Source organism: bacterium (genome assembly GCA_037127815.1).
Classification (GTDB): Bacteria; Patescibacteriota; Minisyncoccia; order Phycocordibacterales; family CAIZLB01; genus CAIJKW01.
In genome coordinates, this window is the sequence record JBAXXP010000003.1 from 70,608 (window position 1) to 92,526 (window position 21,919).

The 21,919-nt window shown below is 35.8% G+C and carries 9 protein-coding genes; 2 read left to right on the plus strand and 7 right to left on the minus strand.

Going from position 1 to position 21,919, the window contains the following annotated elements; translation table 11 throughout:
- Positions 1 to 13 precede the first annotated feature (13 nt).
- Positions 14 to 3,640, minus strand: a complete 3,627-nt coding sequence (locus WCQ00_03275; protein MEI6042562.1) for an ATP-dependent DNA helicase — start codon at positions 3,638 to 3,640, stop codon at positions 14 to 16.
- 206 nt (positions 3,641 to 3,846) lie between these two features.
- Here WCQ00_03275 and WCQ00_03280 point away from each other — a divergent pair, with 206 nt between their 5' ends.
- Complete coding sequence (locus tag WCQ00_03280; protein ID MEI6042563.1) at positions 3,847 to 4,218, plus strand: hypothetical protein; 372 nt, start codon at positions 3,847 to 3,849, stop codon at positions 4,216 to 4,218.
- Positions 4,219 to 4,311: 93 nt separating this feature from the next.
- Here WCQ00_03280 and WCQ00_03285 read toward each other — a convergent pair whose 3' ends face one another.
- The gene (locus WCQ00_03285) at positions 4,312 to 6,939 is read right to left on the minus strand and encodes a tetratricopeptide repeat protein (GenBank protein ID MEI6042564.1); all 2,628 of its coding nucleotides are present in this window, start codon (positions 6,937 to 6,939) and stop codon (positions 4,312 to 4,314) included.
- 271 nt (positions 6,940 to 7,210) lie between these two features.
- Between WCQ00_03285 and WCQ00_03290 the strand changes: the two genes are divergently transcribed.
- On the plus strand, positions 7,211 to 10,168 hold the full coding sequence (locus WCQ00_03290) for a hypothetical protein (GenBank protein MEI6042565.1): 2,958 nt from the start codon (positions 7,211 to 7,213) through the stop codon (positions 10,166 to 10,168).
- 110 nt (positions 10,169 to 10,278) lie between these two features.
- On the opposite strand, the gene WCQ00_03295 is transcribed toward WCQ00_03290, so the two are convergent.
- From WCQ00_03295 to WCQ00_03315, 5 genes are all read right to left on the minus strand, one after another.
- The gene (locus WCQ00_03295; protein MEI6042566.1) at positions 10,279 to 11,799 is read right to left on the minus strand and encodes a sigma-70 family RNA polymerase sigma factor; all 1,521 of its coding nucleotides are present in this window, start codon (positions 11,797 to 11,799) and stop codon (positions 10,279 to 10,281) included.
- A 76-nt stretch (positions 11,800 to 11,875) separates the two neighbouring features.
- Positions 11,876 to 13,774: a CHC2 zinc finger domain-containing protein gene (locus WCQ00_03300; GenBank protein ID MEI6042567.1), complete on the minus strand. Its 1,899-nt coding sequence runs from the start codon at positions 13,772 to 13,774 to the stop codon at positions 11,876 to 11,878.
- A gap of 174 nt (positions 13,775 to 13,948) precedes the next feature.
- The gene (gene rpoC / locus WCQ00_03305) at positions 13,949 to 17,647 is read right to left on the minus strand and encodes a DNA-directed RNA polymerase subunit beta' (protein MEI6042568.1); all 3,699 of its coding nucleotides are present in this window, start codon (positions 17,645 to 17,647) and stop codon (positions 13,949 to 13,951) included.
- Positions 17,648 to 17,660: 13 nt separating this feature from the next.
- Positions 17,661 to 20,873 (minus strand): DNA-directed RNA polymerase subunit beta, encoded by a 3,213-nt coding sequence (locus WCQ00_03310; GenBank protein ID MEI6042569.1) that lies wholly within the window; start codon positions 20,871 to 20,873, stop codon positions 17,661 to 17,663.
- A 225-nt stretch (positions 20,874 to 21,098) separates the two neighbouring features.
- Positions 21,099 to 21,818, minus strand: coding sequence for a tRNA (guanosine(37)-N1)-methyltransferase TrmD (locus WCQ00_03315; protein ID MEI6042570.1), 720 nt, complete (start codon positions 21,816 to 21,818; stop codon positions 21,099 to 21,101).
- Positions 21,819 to 21,919 lie beyond the last annotated feature (101 nt).

Genomic DNA, 21,919 nt, shown 5'->3' on the forward strand with positions numbered 1-21,919 from the left:
CCAAATACAAATACTAGTTGCCAGCTAATAACCAATCTTCAAATTCTTTTATCCCCTTCAGAGTTGGGTCATACTCAGTTACATCAGGAAAGTCTAGATTCATTATTTTATCATAAACGATGCAAACCAATCTACTCAATCTATCATAATCATTATCTTCTTCATCCTTAATATGCGCCAAATCCAAATCCAGACTCACAATTCTCTCCTTAATACTCCCTTTTTCTGTTTTCTCTTTTACAGGTTCAACGAACTGTAGTATTCCCTTTGAAACTTTACAATTTTTATATCGTACTGAATTTTCCATCAATAATTTATAGAACACCAGCTGGCGCTTATAATTATTTAATTTTATTTTCTTATCTTCTTCACTTGATTGCCAACTAAATTCAGCCTTGCCAGTTTTGAAGTCAACAACTTCATATTCCCTATTTTCATTTTTAAATATTTTATCGATTTTACCTGTCAAATGCGCACTTCTATTTTGTGCATCAGTTATAACTACGCCTTCATTTTTAAAATCAACTTCAGACAAATCGTCTCCGCTAAAGTCCTCTTTTTTCTGATCATAAAATGCAGATAAAGCTTCCTCTCCTTTAGATATATAATATTCAAAATCCGTTTTAGACATCCTCTCCTTTTTCAAAGCTTCTCCAAACCATTTTAATAGTCTTTGCTTTTCTGTTGTGTTAATTTCTTCCTCACTGCCATCAATTCCTTCGTCATAATAATCATATTCTGATTGTTCCTTTTTCTTAGATACAATTAACCTCTCAATTGCTTTGTGAATTGCCGACCCATATGAACTTACCAAAGTTTTGGCTTGAGGAAATCGCAATAAATTTTGCTCCAAAAATGTTTGTGGACCGCCTCTTTTGACATCTAGGAAATTATTCAAGTGAGTAACAGAAAGCTTATAGTCCTTCAGTGGTATCTTTAATAGTTCTATTTCTTCACCAAAGAACGGTGGAGTATTATAAAGCATCCAAGAAGCTGTTAGTAGCTCATGAGTCTCAGGAACACCCTCTAGAGAGGTGTCTGTTGGGTTATACAGCGTTTCAAGTACGGCAGGTGACTTTGTATAATCAAAATCATTGGGAGGAAGCAGGAACCTAAGTAATGAAGATTCCTTACCAGTCTCTGCAATTCTATATGAAGTCAAATATAAATGTCGCTTTGCACGAGTTAATGCAACATAGAACAATCTCAGCTGATCAGTTTCATCATCTCCAGCTGGCTGAATTGGTAGGTTTATAGGGAATGATATTTTATTACTCGATCCCCTTCCGGCCCAAATACTATCCTGGCAAGACAATACAAAAACTGTATCAAACTCTAAACCTTTTGCCCCATGGGATGATAATAGATTCACAGCATTTTCACCACTCGCAAAAGGACTTTCATCATTAAGTGGTAAATTATTTTTTTGTCGAAGGTTAACAAAGTTAATCAAATCTTCAATCGTCAAATAGTGATAACTTATATCATTTGATGAATCATCGTTTAATGCGCGCTCTCCCACATAATCTCTAAGGGCTCTCACAAAAACTCGAAGACTTGAAAGAAAAGAAAGATATTCTGTTCTTGAATGCTCAAATTTTTCTTTGTTAAAATAATAATCTTTGAATGGAGATTTTATTTCTGTTTTTATTGGAGCAGCATTTATACTATTTATTTCATCAATATTATCTTCGATATCCTCATTATCCTCTTCACTTTCAGAAACCAAAACAACATGAGCTCCAATTATTATATCTAGCACTTTTTCCAATGGTTCATATAGAGAAATGTTGGCGACATCAATTAAAAAGTGTGCTATGTCTACAACTTTTTTATCTTCCCATTCTAGCATTATTTCTAGCCATTTTTTTCGGGTCTCATATGCAACCTTAGATATTTCCCAAATAGTTTTTCTACTCAATTGCCAAAATGGAAAACTTAGAATTTGTGGGAGAAAATTATCTGCTTCTATTGAATCTTTTCTAGATAGACTTGCGACAAATCTTGAAATAATAATCAATTGCATTATATGCGGCTCAAGAAAAACATTCTGTTCACGTTGATATCTTATTGGAACATTTACCGCCTTAAGAAATGGAACAATCTCTTCAAGTCGGGAGTGCTTTCTCGCAATCACAGCAATATCTTCTGGATTTGTTCCATTATCAATCAACTCTTTTATTTTCCTAGAAACGTAATGAGATTCATGTAATGCTGTGTCTAATTTTTTATGAATAATATCTCCCTTTCCTAAATCTTTATTCATCGATGTAAGGCTTTTCTCCAATTCCGGCATCTTGTCTTCAAGTCTGCCTGTTCCCTTTCTCATTAAGTGAGTGGCAATATCCAATACGTCTTGTGTTGATCTATAGTTATCTGTCATTGTAACAATTTCAACATCGGTAAATCTAATTCTAAAATTCAAGATATTAGAAAGCTCAGCGCCTTGGAATTTATATACAGCCTGATCATCATCGCCAACAACCATCACATTAGGTCTCCCTTCATTCACTGGAGCATTGAGGATTAGATTTACAAGCCTCATTTGAGCATTATTTGTGTCTTGGAACTCATCGATTAAAATATATTGATACTGCTCTTGTAATTCAAATTTAAGACGTGGATGCTTTTCTATAGCTTCGATTGCATCCAGTATCATATCGTCAAAATCAAAAAAAGCCTTACTTGTCATTCTCTTTCTATACAAATCATATACGTCAGCCAAAATATCCATCTTTTCTTCATCAAGAGTTTCTTTCAAAGTCTTTGTTTTATCGTCTCTTGTTTTTATGTTTTTTGTTTTCCAAAGTGAAATTTGAGTATTTTTTCCTTCATCTATTTCCGCATCAATAAGTGCAGCTTGAAGGGAATTTGCATAAGCAGCCAGAACAGGCAAGAATATTTCTTCCTTGGATGGAAATGGGTCTTCTTTATTTTCTAACTCTGCTTGCTTTGCTAATTTTAATACGGTTTCTTTAACTATGTTCAATGTATCCTTTCCAAGTCTTTCTTCAAGCGCTGGAACAATGATTATTTCAGCTCTACTTACTGAACGTTTATTATGTGCGATTATCTTCCTAAACTCATCTGGGGTGATTCCAGACTTTTTAAGTTGTTCAATTCTTTTCTTTGCATCTGCTAGATACGAAAATCCCTTTTCTTCATGGTAACTGTCTCTGAATAAATTACCCTGTGGAAGATTTGAGAATATTTCTTCTAGGATTCTAACTTGGGTCAATGAATCTGCGGCGGTGAATTGTGTACCCTTATAAAAATATTCTGGGTATTTTTGTATAATGTTTATACAAAAACTGTGGAACGTATGAATTGAAACTCTATAAGCTTCATTACCAATTAGTTTTGACAGACGGTCTCTCATGTTAGATGAGGCGGCATCAGTGAATGTCATACACAATATATTTGAAGGTAGAACCTGAGTTTCCTTTAGAATTTTTGCAACGCGCAAAGACAGAATCTCTGTTTTTCCAGAACCAGGGCCAGCTACCACAAGTAGAGGTCCTTCAATGGTGTCTACAGCCTTCTTTTGCTGTTTGTTTAACTTGGCGTACCTTGTCTCAAATTGATTCTGTTTTGGGGTTTGGGACCCCTTACTTCCATGAGTTTGTTTTGCATTTACCATGTATAGATTATACCAGTTATGATAAAAATTTTCTAAATTATCCTAAGGCAATTTACACAAAAATAACCATATTTTACTGCTGGCAAAATTTGACATTGATATTTAGCAGTGTTATGGTTCTATTAGTCGGTTCTTTTCAAAAATAGGTATTCAGCTGGTGCTGAGTGCTTAATTGTTAATGCCGAATAATTCTATAGAAAACAACAATGAGAACTCAATTAGCTACCGCACGTGTTTATGAACTACCTCCCACAATAGATCTTGTAAAAGGAGGTCTTCCTTTCCCTCTATTTGCCGTTTCGGCAAACGAGACTTTTGTGGGAAAGATGAATCATGAGCAGATTACAATGTATCAACTTATTGAAGGGTCGGCCTATGATTTGTCAATTACGGATGAAGAACGCGAATCATCATCGCAGAAAATCGACAAAGGACTACATCATGATGAAATTGTGTCGCTGAGGGAGAAATTCTTGTCAGCTCTTCGCTCTGCTTTTCCAAAGCTTATTGGTAAAAAAACAATAACTGTTCGCTGTGGATATGTTGTCGTTTATAATAAAAGCGAGGACGATGAATAAAAAACTTCAACAGATCCTGTGAGATGGATATGCAACGCCCCGGATGCTTTCAGCATCCGGGGCGTTTTTCAATTACTTTTCTATTTCTGAGAATTAATTTTCACCATAATTTGGACTTGAATAACAAGTCTTAACACCAACCGGTATTTCTATTGCTTTATCACCCAACCCAACGCATTTAAGTGTGTGTGTACCGACTGATATAGATACTTGTCCATCAAGCTTTATATTGTTATCAACTACAGGTAATGATGTTACAGGAACAGAAACCTGGCCAGATTTATTTATCAGACTACATGACTTAACATTTTGTGCATCCAAATACAACGGGCATTTTCCTCCAACGGGGACAATGTTAGATCTAAATTTGAATGTAACTATCGATATAGCTGGTATAACCTTTAGGTCAGAACCTAAGTTTGTGAACTCTGAGGAACAAGTACCAACGATTGTTTTTGTAGGTATCCAGCTATTTCCAACACAAGAATAATTAGTTTGAGTTCCTTCTGTACATGTATCCTTTGGTCTAGAATCTGTACAACCAACTTTTACACTACATGAGGCCTGAGCAATTACTTCAGGATAAGCACTGTCAACAGCACTTACACTGACTGATGTATGAATACCTGATGTATCATAACCATATGTTGTAAGAAGAGGACTGTTATTGCCGGACAGAAGAGTTCCATCCTTATACCACTTATATGAAACCGTACTTGAGGCATTGTATGGTGTTGCCTCATACGTTACATCTGTACTTACCGCAACAGCATCAGCCTTACACGAAAGAGCTAATGAACCACCAGTAGTCACTACAGGAGCGGGTGTACAGTTGAATTCACCTCCTACCAAAGCACTCCAAAATCCAGTCTTAGTATCTCTTGTGTGAATCCACCACATATAAGTATGATCAGGTACTACTGCAGAAGAATAAGAACTACCTGTATAACTGTCAATCCAATTGTGGTTTGAAGCAGAAAAATCTGCACCCATAGTAACTGTAGGGTGAATAGTTTTATCAACTATTCGAATATAGACAGTATCGTAGCCACTCGGATTAACCCAAGCTAAATTAGCTGCTCTTCCATCTGTTGAACATGAGACTCCAGCTCCAGATGGAGACGGAGGAGCAGCTTGAAACGCAGCACCAACTCCATTTGCACAACCAACATACGATCCATCTTCACTAAGTGAATATGATGCACCTATACTTGCGTGATATGACAGCACTAAAGCGTTAAGATTGGCAAATGCAGTAGCATAATCATAATCAACATTGCCATTTACATAATTTCTCATTAATTCACAGGTAGCTACAGCCAGAGGAGACCCGTCATATCCACCAGGATTAGTATAGTAAATAAAACCACCATTATTTACTACTCCAGTTTTACACAGGCCAGCAACATTTGCTGAAGCATTTACTTTTTTGAAATTAAAATAACCAATAATTTTTTCTAATAATGAGACAGGTTTTATTTGTGTGTTTGAGACTTTGAATCCAGATTTTATTTTATTCTTAAACTGACTAACTAGATCAGTAAATGGTTTATAGTTTGAGAGATTTTTTAATCTACCATAAGGACCTGTATCTGATAAAACAATAAAAATCCCGATATCTGATCCAGGGTCCTTACTATTGGCAATAATTTCTTTTAGTTTTGATGCGGCCTCTTCTTTTTTATTATTTTCAGCATAAGTATATGCCTCATTCATATCAGCCCTAGAAATAACAATAGGTCTATCGTTATTCATTAAACCAATATCAACAAGAGCTGCTGCTTTCTGAGCTTCATAATTCTTTATAGCTAGATCTACATCGCCTTGTTTTCCATATATGTTTGCAATTAAGCCCATTGCATATGAAAGGTTGGGGTACATAGAAAGAGACTTATTCAACATCTCAAGGGCTTTTACATAATCACCTTTCAACATATAGGCATTACCCATTGCAACATAAGCTTGTGGATATGTTGGATCTGTAGAAATTGAACTTGAGGCATATGCGAATGCATTATCTATAGCCTTAGTTGAGGTTGAGCTTAAAGCAAGGAAACTTAAATCATAATAAGCCTCAGATCTAATTCTTGTATTATCAGCAAAAGAAGTGACTAAAAGAAATTGTTTTTTAGCTTCTTCAACCTTACTCTGCCTTGAATAAAGTCTACCTAGATTCATTTTAACATCTAGATTAGTTGTATCTAAACTGTCTGCCCTTAGATAGTCAATCTCAGCAGATTTTAGATCTCCAGATAAATCATAAGCATGACCTCTATGGACATAAGCACTACTACTATTTGAATCCAAAGATATAGCACTAGAATACGCATCTATTGCCCCAGGAAAATTACTCATGATTTCTGTTGCATAACCAAGAGCGATGTAAGCCTTAACACTAGTTGGGTCAAGCTTCAGTGCTTCCTTTGCATAATCTAAAGCTTTTTGGCCATACTCTTTTTCCTTGAATTCTGTACTTCCTTTTTGTGCCCATGATAAGGAAAGTGCAATTAGTGTTGCAATATTATTTGGGTCAGACCTTAGGGTATTAGTTGAAACCTCAATAGCTTTATTTAAATCACCCTTATTAAAAGAATCAACTACCTCAGTTGGTACAACTGAGGTAGTTGGAGCTCTTAATGTATATCTTTGATAAGCAAACAGTCCTCCTATAAGAACTATTGCAATCAAAATTATGCCGAACATCAATTTTTTATTATTCATATGGAAAAGTAATCTTTTAATTAGTGTACTTTATAAACTTAACTGTCTAATTATACACCTAAATGCACACAAACTTACATCAAAATACTTCTTAATGTGGATAAGCTATTATACTTGGGTTAAAAATTAGGGTCAGCATTCAATCGTATTTTCATTCTATAAAGAACAAAAATTCATTGCTATTATCCATTAATGTGCAGTATAATTAAAAGTATTAATAGATTAAACGGATCAGATCTTCTGACCTAAGTTAGGCTCTTTATGTATTTATATGAAAAAAATATCTTTAACCTTAGTATTATTAGCCGCGATGCTGTTTTCAGGTACAGCACACGCACAAACTTTTGTTCCCAATAAATTAGTTTTTTCTTTAACAGCGCTATCTAGTGTTTTGCAAAAAAACATACCAGTACTAGAAAGTGGAGATATTGTAGACCTAAAGGCAACATTAGACATCTCAGACCTTCCTCAAGACAAGACAATGGTCGAATATGGTGTATTTAAACAAATTACAAATGGAAATACAACCGAGTATGAACCAATAGAAGTTCTTCAAACGGATAAAGTATACGTAAAATCTGGTGAAAAAACCTTGAAGGTTAACGTTCCTAAGGTTTTTGAAGCAAACGGTACCTCAACGTATGTATTTTATGCAAGAACATATGTTACAGATGATGTAGATAAGGAAAACATGGTTATTTCTAAAAATAATTTTTTTATTCACGGAAATAATAGCCCAATAACTAAAGTTAAGTATGTAAACCTATATCACTCTAATGGAACAAGATACTCGATAGGTTCTGGTCCTACAATTTATGATTTATCCAAAACAACATACAAAGGGGTTGCAAGTTCAACATCAATTGAAGTAACTTTTGAATCAAATATAGATACAGTAGTAACTCCAAACATTAATTTTTCAAAATTAAGATCAGACGTTAAAATCCCAGATTTAAAGCCCGAAGATATTAAAATTAGAAAAGGAGAGACTACAGTAACAATTCCTCTACCTACATTCGATTACGCACCTGGAGTATATTTAGGTAATCTAAAATTAGACAATTCTAATATCCCTACAATTAGTTTCAAATATATAGTCGGGGGTGACATGGTAACATTTGGAGAACCGGTATATGTTTTAGGCAGTGAAAATCAAGTACTCAATTTTGAGATATATGGTACACCCATAGATCTAAATCTTGATGAAAAATTAAATAATCTCTCTACATCTACTATTGTAGACCAAACATCTAACTCGGGAATGATTTATGGTACCACTTTTATGTTATTAGATAAGAACAATAAATCTTTATATACCGTGAGTAAAGATATAGATTTTTCTACTTCTACTTATTCATTGGTTATTCCAAAAGATATTAAAAATATCACAGGAGTTTCTATAAAAACTATGAACAAGAACGGAGTAGTGCTTTTTGAAGGAACAAAACAATTGAATATTCCTGAAAATAAATCAAACACATTAATGCTAGTATCGTTGGGTCTCTTGTTTATATTAGCCATATCTTCTGTATTTCTCTTCAAGCACAAATACATAAAACTACTAGCTGCTATTATTGCTCTTGCAATTCTATTTTTAGGAATAAATATAGCAACAGCTTCTGTTGTATGGCCTGTTGGTGTATGGCCTGTTGATGCCAAATATAAAGTATATGAGGCACTTAATAGCGATGAAGGATCATACAGAAGTGGGACGATTGGATACCTAGGTAGTCTGGTGAGATTTAACACCAACGTACCAACTGAGCAATATAGTCCTGATGAGGATTTGGTTTTTACATATCAAGCTTCCTATACATACTGTACCAATGACCCTAACAACGGACGAATACAAATAGGTCTGACTACAAAATCAGAAAACTATATGAAGAACGTTCAAACCTGGGTTCCAAATAATGGTCCATTTTCCCATGGTAAGTGGGTTACAACACAGGTAGTCGCACAAAAAGATATCATGAGTGTACCCGGAACAGTTTATAATTACGGACTTTCATATGCAGGTAGTAATACAAAATCTGCCTCATACGAAGGTCACAGAATGACTTTTACCTCAAAATGGATAACAACAAACATAGGTAAACCTACTGTAGGATCTAATCTTCTTATCTTCTACAGTGTTGTTGGTGGAGGTAAGGGTGGTTATACTACATATAAAATACCTTTGAATATTAAACAAATCTTAGTACCTAACGCTACCAGCACTATTCCTACAGATATAGATATTCCAAAAGTTACAATAAGTGTTGATGACATTAATTCAACGGGCGCTACTGTAAAATGGACTTATACAGCCCCAAAACCTCAAGCAAACTATCAGGTTCAAGTTTCAGATACCGAGGATTTTTCTGGTAAAACAATAAATAACGTCGGATCAAATGATGGTATAACTAGAAAAAATGATTCTGGTGCACAAAAAATATTCAGCTTGCTTAAAAGAGCTGTTGCAGCAGCGGATATTAGCAGTATTCGTGATTCAATAATAGACGGTCTATTACCTAGTACAAAATACTGGGCAAAAGTAAGAGCAGGTAATGGAACAGAATGGAGTGAATGGGCAAGTGTACCGTTTACTACCGCCTCTTCAACAAGTGGTGCGGTAAATGGTTGTGATACTAACATAATTAGTGACGGAGTTGGTTTGTATTCTACATCAACAAATCTTTGTAAGACAGGACATGCATTAGTTGACAAGTCATTTAATCTGAATTCTAACAGTGCACAAACATGGTCATGGAAATGTACGCAAAACTCTACACCATCTAATGCAAGTAATTGTTCAGCTAGATGCCAAAGCAATCTTTATGATTCATCTACTAATAAGTGTCTTACATCTGGAAGCAATGGTGACATGTGCTCAAACATAGAAGGTATACAGTTAGCTAATGACTCCATATACAAAACTACAAATTGTATTCTTCCAACATTAACTGCAACAGTTAAATTAAACAGTCCCTTTGCTGATGAAAATACATCAAAATGTTCTTTAAGTTGGTCAGCCACATCCAACGTAGACACAAAACTTGAAAACACAACATGTAAACTGGATGGAAAAAATGTTAATCCAATACAGATCAATCAACAAGTTCTAGTCGGACGACATACTCTTGTCTGGCAGACAAACATTTCAGATGGTGCAGCATCGACTATCTCTTCCCTCCCTGTTACAAAGAGTTTTAATTGCCAAAGGGTGCCAATACAATCAGAGAATTAATTTCTTTATACAACTAAGAGATACAACAAAAACAAAACCCCTATCCAGATAAGATTAGGGGTTTTGTTTTATAGGACTTATCCTTTTGAGACCATCTAATACAGGTAAATCTAGTAGTTCTTCAATCTATTAACCTTATCATGCTGTCTTATCTTCTCATGCGCTTTAGCCTCAATTTGCCTAATGCGCTCACGAGTTACTCCAAACATCTTACCAACCTCCTCAAGTGTATGTTGAATTCCATCAGCAAGCCCGTGACGCAACATTAAAATCTCTCTTTCCTTCTCAGAAAGATCTGCCAATATCTCCTTGACCTGGTCAGCAAGAATTCTTCTTGATGATTCTTGATCTGGTGAAAGAATCTTATCATCAGGAATAAAGTCTCCAAATGTTGACTTATCATCATCATCACCAACTGATGCATCCAATGAAACCGTTGTTTGATCTATTTTTTCAATTGTATAAATCTTCTCAACATCTATTCCCATTTCAATTGCAATTTCCTCAGGTAATGGATCACGTCCCAAGTCTTGAGTAAGTCTTCTTAGGACTTGCTTATACTTTGCGATAGTCTCAACCATGTGAACTGGAACTCTAATTGTTCTTGATTGATCAGCTAGAGCACGAGTAATTGACTGTCTAATCCACCATGTTGCATAAGTTGAAAACTTAAAACCCTTTGACCAATCAAACTTATCTACAGCTTTAAACAAACCAATATTTCCCTCTTGAATCAAGTCAAGTAATGTTAAATCAGGACTTCTGTTTGCATATTTTTTTGCAATAGAAACTACAAGTCTCAAGTTTGCCTTAGCAAGCAACCCTTCCGCTTCCTTATCGCCATTTTGAATTCTTTTAGCAAGATCCTTTTCTTCTGATCCGGTAATCAAAGGATATTGTCCAATTTCCTTAAGGTACATTTGAATTGAGTCGTAATTTGAATCAGTTTTAGTAACTGTATACTTCTTAAGAAGAGCCTCTTCTTGATTACTTACGTCAAGCATTCCCCCACCTTCAAGAACATCGATTCCTGCTGTTTGAAGTCTCTCATACAGAACATCAAGAAAGCTAATGTCTTCTTCAATATTTGGAAATTCTTTCAAAATCTCATCGTATGTAACAAATCCTCTATCTCGTCCTCTACCAAGTAAAACTGTTGCCTTCTCCTCCCAAGTAGAAGTCTTCCCTTTTGCGCTGGTTTTTGTTGAGTGAAACGCAGATTTGTCTGTCTTTTTCAAAACTTTAACAACAACTTTTTTCACTTTTTCTTTTTTATCAACAACTACTTTTACTGCAGGTACTTTTTTTACAGCTTTTATTTCCACCTTTTTGATTGGCTTCTTTTCCACAACTTTTATTTTTTTATCTGAAGCCTTAGGTGTTATTTTATTCAATTTTTTATTTATATTTATTTTATTTTTATCTAAATTTTTATCTACAGATTTTTTTTCGATCTTGATATTTTTTTTCTCGGTTTTTACGTTCTTTGCATTCTTATTTAAAATAGGTTTTGTAATCTTCGTAGATAATGAAACCTTACTTTTTGAAACAATTTTTGTTTTAGTAGTGCTTTTTGGAGCGCTTTTTTGTACCGGCTTATTTAGTTTTTTATTTTGTTTGTCTTTTGTCATAGCTCCTTTTGTTTAAAGAAATCATATTACAATACCTTGAATGTTACACTAGTTTCATTGTGAAATAAAGTGTTTTTTACCCATATAATTTCTTTTTCTTTTGCACCTCTGCAAGCTTTAAAGATATCTCTTGGCATTCCTTCAAAATTTTCATCGCTTCATCCTTTTTCTGTAATCTCTCCATTTTATTAAGATTATTCATCAAAATAGAAAGTGTCTGTTTTGCTGTTCTCTCTTCAATCTCCAGCAACAACTCTTCTATGTCATGATCTAATTTAGAGCTTCCCGCAAATAAAACTTCCGCCTCAAATGAAAGTCCCGTTGGAGAAGAAGATATTCTTTCATCAAAATATTTCTTACTCACAGAGTCCAAAAAACTCTCTGCCCTACTCAACACTTGTTCTGCTTTATCTAGATTAGCAGAATCTCTTAGCCAAAGAATTAAGCCTATCAATCTGTCTAATGTCTTTTTATCACTATCACTCAGGTCATCAAAACCCTTTATAGAAGAATGATCCATACTATTGGCCTCCAAATTTTCTCTATCTCCATTTCCTTTGATTCCACCGTCACCTACATTATCACTTACGTTACCATCAGACCTAGATGTAGGGTTGTTTTGCAACTTATTTCTTGCAATTAATCTTTCCACCTCCGCTCTCAAATCAGCCTCCTGAATATCTGTTCTCAAACTAATTCTATTAATAAAATGCGCTCTATCGATTGAGCTCTCGATTGCAAGTACATAGGGTAGCACTTCAATCTCAACCGCTTTCCATAGATCTCTTCCTTTTAATCCTTCGCCCTCTAGGATGTCAAGATAAAAATCAATTATGTGTTTTGCATTCTTCAAACATGTCTTAAACTTTTCCTTATCTTTTAGTATTAACGATGCTGGATCTTCCCCCTTAGGAAGCCCTGCTATTTTAACATCCATTCCAAGTGATAATGCAAGATCCCATGCCTTAAGACTTGCCTTAAGCCCAGCCTTGTCTGCATCATAGACAATCATTGTATTGTCTGTAAGTCTTTTTATTTTCTCTAAATGAAGTTTTGTAAGAGAAGTTCCTGATGTCGCAACTGTATTATTGAATCCCGCCTGATGTGCTAAAAGCATATCAAACTGACCTTCAACTAAAATTGCATAACCAAACTTTCTGATACCTTCCTTTGCTTTATGATATCCATAAAGTATTTCCGATTTATTAAACAGTGGACCGTCTGGGCTATTTAAATATTTTGGTGCTTCTTTGACTGCATCTTTTGCTACAGTATTCGAATCATCATTTACTGCGTTTGTTGATTGAGCAATCTCCGGTTTAGCAAATTCTATAAATCTTCCAGAGTATCCGACAACACGCCCAGATGAGTCAGCTAAAGGAAACATTATTCTCTCCCTGAATCTGTCGTATACACTTGTTCCTGTCTGCTTAATTAGTCCAACTTTTTCTGATTCAACAGCAGAAATATTATTTGTTTTTAAATGATCTTCCAGATTTCTCCACTCATTTAATGCAAGACCAATTCTCCATGCTTTTATAGTCTCATCTGTTAGTCCTCTTTCATACAAATAATCTAATGCAAATTTTGATTTTGGATTTCCATGTAATTGATTTTCATAAAACACAGTTGATGTTTCAAGAATATTTCTAAGTTTGTCTAAATCAGATTCTTTGCTTCTGTCGTGCTGAAATTGCATTAATTCAACACCAGCTTTATCAGCCAATATTTTAAGAGCGCCAAGAAAATCTATTCTTTCAAATTCTTCAACAAAGGTAAAAATATCACCCTTTACTCCGCAACCAAAACAATAGTAATTATTTCTAGCTGGGGAGATAAAAAACGATGGGGTTTTCTCATTATGAAAAGGACAGCGCGCCTTGTAGTTTGCGCCTGTCTTTTCAATTTTTATGTAAGCTCCAATAACCTCTGCTATTGTAAGCCTTTCTTTTATTGTTTGAGCGGCTGATGACATTTAATTTATTTATTATATGTGTGACCTCACGCCCCGCAGAAGAAAATCACTTCTACTCCACTTACATAATGCGAAGGGTCTGCATCCTGATGCCCCGACCCTACCCACGCACCAACCCATCTTACTATGTGTTCACGATTAAAGTTTACGATCAGAATCGTCTATATCTCAATATTAGTTACCCTCTTCTGCAATGACCTCCTCCTTTAGCTTCTCAATCATCTTCCACTTTTCACTACCAATGAATCCAGAACCAGCAGGAATTAATCTACCGATGATTACGTTTTCCATTATACCGTATAGAGGATCCTTTTGTGCCTTAAGTGAAGCATTGATAAGCATTCTGTTTGTGTGTTGAAAAGAAGCAGCTGACAAGAAACTTCTTCTTGTAAGTGAAGCCTCTGTAATACCAAGAACAATTGAATCTCCCTTTGCCTCAATGAATTCAGCTCCCTTAACAAGATCCTTGACTCTGTTATTCTCTTGATCCAATTCAAATTGTTCAACAATATCACCAATTGCAAATTGAGTATCTCCCGCAACCTTAATCTTTATACGTGAGAACATTTGACGAACAATAATTTCAATGTGCTTTCTTGAAACATTTTCTCCTTGTAATTCATAAATCTTCTTAACTTCAGCAATGATATATTCTTGAGTACGAGCTTGTCCTGCGTATGCAAACAACTCTTCAACGCTGGCGTGACCATCTGTTACAATATCTCCCTTTGATACATGTTGTCCAATTTTAATTAGAGGAACACGGGCATAGTGACATGTGTATTCAATTTCACTTCCTTTCTTACTCTTTGTAGGAACATCAGGAAGAAGCTTTATTATTTTTTCTTTTCCAACTTCTCTAATGTCTGTAATCATACCATCGTGTGATATAACAACAGCTGCATTTTTTGGATTTCTCTTTTCAAATACTTCTTCAACACGAGGAAGTCCGGCTGTAATATCTCCTCCGACAACAGCAACTCCTCCTGAGTGGAATGTACGCATAGTTAGCTGTGTACCTGGCTCTCCAATAGCTTGTGCTGCAATTGTTCCTACAGCTTCACCTGTTTCTACTAATGCATTTTTACCAAGGTCAGATCCATAACACATTCTACAAATACCTCCTGGAGTTTTACATACAAGTGGTGATCTAACAAAAACTTCAGTTACACCTAGCTTATCAAGTTTCTTAGCATCCTCTTTTGTAATCAGGTGATTTCTCTTGTGTATAACTTCACCTTCTGCATTTAGAATATCTTTTGCAAGAACACGTCCTGATGAAATCTTTAACATTGAAAGGTCAATACCTGATGAACCAATTTTGTTAACAATAATACCTTCCTTTGTTCCACAATCCTCTTCTGTAATCATCACACTTTGTGCAACAACGAATAGCTTTCTAGTTAAGTAACCAGACTTTGCGGTGTTAAGTGCGGTATCAGTCATACCCTTTCTGGCTCCGTGAGATGAAATGAAATATTCAATAGGTGTAAATCCTTCTTTGAAAGATGAAATAATTGGAAGCTCCAATGTCTCTCCTTGAGCGTTTGCAATAAGTCCTTTCATACCAACCATCTGTGTAAGGTTACCAACAGAACCTCTAGCTCCTGAAATAACCATGTCATATACAGGACTTGTACTATCTAGATTGTCAGAAACAAGTTTTTCAATTTGTGACTTTGTATCTTGCCAAATTGAAACGTTCTTTCTGTGCTTCTCTTCCTTTGAAAGAAGACCTTCATTGTATTGTTCAAGAACCTCAAGAGATTTATCTTCTGCAATTTTAACAAGTTCAGCCTTTCCTTCTGGAATTTTAACATCGTCCAATGACCAAGTAACTCCTGACTTTGTAAGATATTTGAAACCAAAATCTTTAAGTGCATCAATAAATGGTGCGACTCTACTAATACCTTCTACGGTAATAATGTCATCAATAATTGAGTTCAAAATTGATTTAGTAATTTCCTTATTTACGAATGGCTGACTAGCTGGCAAAACGTTGTTGAACAAAATTCTTCCAATACTTGTTTCAAACATTTTTCCTCTATTCTCTCCATACTTTTCTTCATCTGGCGCAATAACATTAATTTTTGCTCTATATGAAAGTGCGTTAAAACTAAGTGCTTGAATAGCATCGTCAAAAGATGAAAAATACTTTCCTTCCCCCATATCTCCAGCGATATATCTAGACATCCAGAAAGATCCAAGAACAATATCCAACAACTTTGCGGTAACAGTTGGGTCTCCAGAACCAGGCTTTAGAATGTTTTTATCAGCAGCCATAATTTCTTTAGCTTCTTTTTGAGCTTCTTCAGAAAGTGGGACGTGAATGGCCATTGTGTCACCATCAAAGTCAGCGTTAAAAGGTGAACAAACTAGGGGGTGAATTTGAATAGCATTTCCTTCAATTAGAACTGGCTTGAATGCCATAATTGAAAGTCTGTGAAGAGTAGGTGCACGGTTTAGAAGCACATACTTTTCCTTAATAACTTCTTCAAGAATTGCCCAAACTTCAGGAATACCATCATCAATTAATCTTGATGCTCCTCTGATGTTGAAAGCAGCTTCCTTTCTAATAAGTTCTGAAACAACGAATGGTCTAAACAACTCAAGCGCCATGTGCTTTGGAACTCCACATTGATCAAGCTTAAGATTTGGACCTACGACAATTACAGAACGTCCGGAATAGTCAACACGCTTTCCAAGAAGGTTTTGACGGAACAATCCTCTTTTACCTTTTAGGTTATCAGCAAGAGATTTAAGTGGTCTTCTTTGCGCTGCATTTAGTCCTGCAAAAGATGCATTACCATGTCTGATTGTATTATCAATCAAAGCGTCAACTGCTTCCTGTAAAATACGCTTTTCATTTCTTAGAATAACGTCAGGGGCATTAATTTCCTTAAGTTTCTTTAAACGATTATTTCTGTTGATCACACGTCTGTACAAGTCATTAACATCTGATGTTGCATGACGTCCTCCTTCAAGCGCAACCATAGGGCGAAGTGCTGCAGGAATAACAGGAAGCGCATTGATAAACATCCACTCAGGTCTAATCTTTGAACGAACCATTGATTTAATAAGAGCAAGTCTCTTAATCATTTTCTCACGGTCTGCTGCACTAACTTTAGTAAAATCAATTTCTAATTGTGCCAAAAGTTTTGACAAATCAAGATTTTTGAAAATATTAAAAACAGCTTCAGCTCCGATTCCAGCTTCAAAAGCAACACCAAATCTCAATGAGAATTTGTGGTATTGATTTTCATCCAAAACTCTACCAACTTGAATACTTTCAATATCGCGCTTTGCTGACATCAAAAGATCTGTTAGTGCCTCTTTTGTTTTTTCATCAGTAACAGTTTTTACCTTATTCTTGAATTCACCATCTAATTCTTTTAGAAGTCTAGTTTTTTCTTCATCGTTAACATGCGTAATTAGGTAACCAGCAAAATATATAACTTTTTCAACATCACCTTGACTCATTCCAAGAACTTGAGCGACACGAGAAGGCATAGTTCTCAAATACCAGATATGAGAAACAGGAACACAAAGTTCAATATGTCCCATTCTCTCACGTCTAACAATTGACTTAGTTAATTCAACTCCACATTTTTCACAAACAATACCCTTGTATCTAATACCCTTGTACTTTCCACAATAACACTCAAAGTCTCTTTCAGGTCCAAAGATTTTCTCATCAAATAGACCATTTTTCTCACTTCTTTGAGTACGATAGTTCATTGTCTCTGGCTTTGTAACCTCGCCATATGACCAATCTCTAATCTTATCAGGTGATGCAATCTTAAGAATGATAGATGAGAAGTCATCTATTCCCTTTTCTTTAAATGTTGCGTTTAACGGATTTTTTATGTTCATAATTGGTGTTGAATTAATTGTTTTCTTCTGTTACTTCATCTCCTGCGACCATGTTTATATCCATTCCTTCATCGCCAGTTTCTTTACTTAGCTCAACATCAACACATAATCCTCTCAAGTTAGAAAGAAGCACGTTAAATGAAGCTGGAGTATTTGGATCCAATAGTTTGTGTCCTTTAACAATAGAATCAAAAGCTTGAGTTCTACCGGCAATATCGTCAGACTTAATTGTTAGCATTTCTCTAAGTGCGTGGGCTGCGCCGTATCCAGCTAGTGCCCATACTTCCATCTCTCCAAATCTCTGTCCTCCACCTTGAGCCTTTCCTCCTAGAGGCTGTTGAGTAATCAAAGAGTAAGGACCGATGGAACGCATGTGAATCTTATCTTCAACCATGTGGTGAAGTTTCAAAATATACATGTAACCAACAGCAATGTCTTGAGCAAATTTTTCTCCAGTTCTACCGTCAAACAATTTCATCTTTCCAGTTTCATTGTATCCGGCCTTTACAAGCTCAGCTTTAACTTCTTCAGGTGTAGCTCCCACGAATGGTGGAACAACAGCTTGATAACCCATTTTATTTGCAGCAAGTCCAAGGTGAAGTTCTAGAATCTGTCCAAGGTTCATACGTGATGGAACTCCAAGTGGTGTTAGAATAACATCAACAGGTGTACCATCAGCCATGAATGGCATATCTTCAATTGGAAGAACGCGCGAGATAACTCCCTTGTTTCCGTGACGTCCAGCAAGCTTATCTCCAACTGAAACACTTCTTAGAAGCGCGACTTCAATGTGAATTCTCTTGATGATTCCTGACTCCAGTTTATCCCCTCTTTCTCTTGAGAAGATTTTAACACTAACAACACGTCCACGCTTTCCGTTTTCTAGTCTCTTTGATGTATCTTTAACATCTCTTGATTTCTCACCAAAAATAGATCTAAGAAGACGCTCTTCAGGAGTAAGTTGAGTTTCACTCTTTGGAGTAATTTTACCAACAATAATGTCTCCTGGGCGAACTTCAGCTCCTACTCTAACAATACCATCAACGTCTAGATTCTTAAGTCTGTTCTCTCCAACGTTTGGAATATCATGAGTAGTAACTTCAGGCCCAAGCTTTGTATCACGAACATTAATAACAAACTCTTCCATGTGAACAGTTGTGAATTTTGATTCCTTTACTAATCTTTCTGAAAGAATAATAGCATCTTCAAAGTTTGATCCTGACCATGTCATGAAGGCAACAAGACAGTTTTGTCCAAGTGCCATTTGACCATTTACAGATGTAGAAGTATCAGCAAGAACATCACCTCTCTTAACTTTTTGACCAATGCTTACTGTAGGACGTTGGTGGAAAACAGTAAATTGGTTTGTTCTACTGAAGTTAACAAGTTTGTACTCATGATCTTTCTTTCCTCTAAGTACAACTTTCTTTGCGTCAACTCCAATAATAAGACCATCTTCTGCTGCCATAACAACACGACCAGTATCATACGCCGCCTTTTCTTCAACTCCAGTTGCAACTAGAGGCGCTTCAGGAACGATACAAGGAGTTGCTTGTTTCTGCATGTTTGAACCCATGAGTGCACGGTTGGCATCATCGTGGTTTAAAAATGGAATCATAGAAGTTGAAATAGAAAATGCTTGGTCTGTTGCAACGTCAATATAATCAATTTCATCTCTACTAATGATTACAGGTTCACCATTTAATCTAACTTCCAACATTTCTTTTGTAATCAATCCATCCTTATCATAATCAGTTGCGGCGTGAGCAATTTTAGAATTCTCTTCCTCAAGCGCATTAAGATAAACAATTTCTTTTGTAACCTTTCCTTTAGCAACCTTTGCATAAGGAGTTTCAATCATTCCAAAATGGTTGATTCTTGCATACATAGCAAGTTGAAGAACAAGACCAATGTTTTGACCTTCAGGTGTGTGAATAGGACAGATTCTACCGTAGTGAGAAGCATGAACATCACGAACTTCAACTCCAGCTCTCTCTCTTGTTAGTCCGCCGGGACCAAGGGCAGAAATTCTACGCAAGTGCTCAATTTCAGCAAGAATATTTTCTTGTGACATGAATTGTGACAATTGGTTTGTAGTGTAGAATTCCTTGATACGAGCTTGAAGTGGACGAGGTGAAATGAATTGAATAGGAAGGTTTGCATCTGTATCAATTGTAGACATTCTGTTTTGAATGTTTCTCTTGATTTGAGTCATACCAATTCTAATCTTTGCTTGAAGCATTTCTCCAACGTATCTAACACGACGTGAACCTAGGTGGTCAACATCATCTTGAACAGCATTTGGATTATGACTTAGTTCAATAATTTTATTTATTGTAACAGCTAGGTCATCAAGACTAAGTGTCATAACAGCAAGAGCCTTTTCATCCATAGGCTTTGCAAATCTTTGATTGAATCTGAAACGTCCAACCTTTGATAGATCGTATCTTTCTCCTGACTTTAACAAACTATTTACATAGTCACGAGCGTTGTCAGCTGTTGCAAGTTCACCATCACGCATTTTTCTATGAATTTCAATATATGCTTCATCTTTTGTCTTTGCATGATCCTTTGCAAGAGTTGATTCAATAAAAGGAGCAGCAAGCTCATTACCCTTAAACAATGCCTTTATTTCTGAATCTGTTTCAGCACCAAATACTCTAAGCAGTGACGTAACAGGAAACTTTCGCTTTCTGTCCATTCTTACATATATAGTGTGGTCTGCATCAGTATCGATTTCAATCCAAGCACCACGTGCAGGGATGATCTTTGCTCCAAAATATGTCTTACTTTTTAATTCTTGTGAAGTAAAAAATACACCGTATGAACGGGCAAGTTGTGGAACTATAAGTCTCTCAATACCATTTATAATAAAAGTTCCGTGATCTGTCATCAACGGAAAATCAGCAACAAAGATTTCTTGTTCCTTTGTTGTGTTAACAATCTTATTCTTAAGACGAACCATGACTTTAAGAGGTGCCTCAAAGTTTAGTTTATTTTCCTTAGCAAAAAATTCATCATGCTTTGGTTTTTCTAATTGAAAATCGTAGAAGTCTAATTCAAATTTCTTTCCTGAATAATCTTCAATTGAAGAAAACTCACTAAATACTTCTGAAATTCCTCTGTCTAGTAACCATTTAAAAGATTCTAATTGGGCTTCAACTAAGTTTGGAAGCGGCGTTAGCGGCTCCTTGAAACGTGAAAAATACTTTTTTGGGCGAATCATAAAAACGTCTTGTTTTGATTATACGGAAATTGGTAATAGTGGCACGGATTTAACCCATAGGTAAACCACGAGCACCGAAATCTGGTGATTTCGGTGCGATTTTTACGTATAAAAATCGTTTACGCATAAAAATCGCCGAGCCTAGTCAAGTCCGCGAAAGAGCCGGAATAACTCAATCGTCTTTACGCAGAAGCCTATAATAGCCGATTTATCCACAGGTGTCAATTATTTGGTGTTGACAACTCCGTCTGAACCTATACCCCCCTTCCTATCCATTCTCCACCCCTCAATTTCCTTATGATTACCTCCTACAAGTACAGCTGGTACTGTATATTTTTTGCCATTAAATTCTATTATTTCAGGCCTAGTATAAACATCTTTTGAGGCATCCCTAGACTCTTCCCTACTGTTGAATTTACCCAAAACTCCCTCAATTTGCCTTGAGATAGAGTCAATCATGATCATAGCTGGAAGTTCTCCTCCAGTTGTCACAAATGGGCCAACTGAGTAGTCTTTCATCTTAAAAATCTTTTTTACACGAGCGTCAATACCCTCATATCTACCACAAATAAAGATAATATCTGAGAATTTTTGAGCCATTTTTGTGGCAGAATCATTGGTAAACTGCTCACCTGATGGAGAAAGAAAAACAATTAATTCCTTAGTAAAATCCTTTTTCTTCATTGCAAACTTAAGTGCCTTCTCTACCGCCTTTGCAATAGGTATGGCTTTTATAATCATTCCAGGTCCTCCTCCGTAAGCTTTGTCATCAACCTGAATGTATGGTTTTTCCTTATCTTTTTGAGCCTTAGTTGGCTTAACGAAATCTCTTGGGTTGTAATAGTGGAATGAAATTAATTTATTCTTAACAGCGCGCGCCAAAATAGACTCATTTAAATATGAGGTTGTGGACTCTGGGAATAGTGAAATTATGTGATATCTCATGAATATTATTATAATGACACACAAGCACAAATTAGTCTACTTATTCGTAATGGTTCAATAGCTTGGACGGAAATAATATACAATACATAATCATGTATACA

Bases quoted from the DNA above. Each gene is read 5' to 3' on its own strand.
- WCQ00_03275 (MEI6042562.1), bottom strand. From the start codon at position 3,640: ATGGTAAATGCAAAACAAACTCATGGAAGTAAGGGGTCCCAAACCCCA.
- WCQ00_03280 (MEI6042563.1), top strand. From the start codon at position 3,847: ATGAGAACTCAATTAGCTACCGCACGTGTTTATGAACTACCTCCCACA.
- WCQ00_03285 (MEI6042564.1), bottom strand. From the start codon at position 6,939: ATGAATAATAAAAAATTGATGTTCGGCATAATTTTGATTGCAATAGTT.
- WCQ00_03290 (MEI6042565.1), top strand. From the start codon at position 7,211: ATGAAAAAAATATCTTTAACCTTAGTATTATTAGCCGCGATGCTGTTT.
- WCQ00_03295 (MEI6042566.1), bottom strand. From the start codon at position 11,799: ATGACAAAAGACAAACAAAATAAAAAACTAAATAAGCCGGTACAAAAA.
- WCQ00_03300 (MEI6042567.1), bottom strand. From the start codon at position 13,774: ATGTCATCAGCCGCTCAAACAATAAAAGAAAGGCTTACAATAGCAGAG.
- rpoC (MEI6042568.1), bottom strand. From the start codon at position 17,647: ATGAACATAAAAAATCCGTTAAACGCAACATTTAAAGAAAAGGGAATA.
- WCQ00_03310 (MEI6042569.1), bottom strand. From the start codon at position 20,873: ATGATTCGCCCAAAAAAGTATTTTTCACGTTTCAAGGAGCCGCTAACG.
- WCQ00_03315 (MEI6042570.1), bottom strand. From the start codon at position 21,818: ATGAGATATCACATAATTTCACTATTCCCAGAGTCCACAACCTCATAT.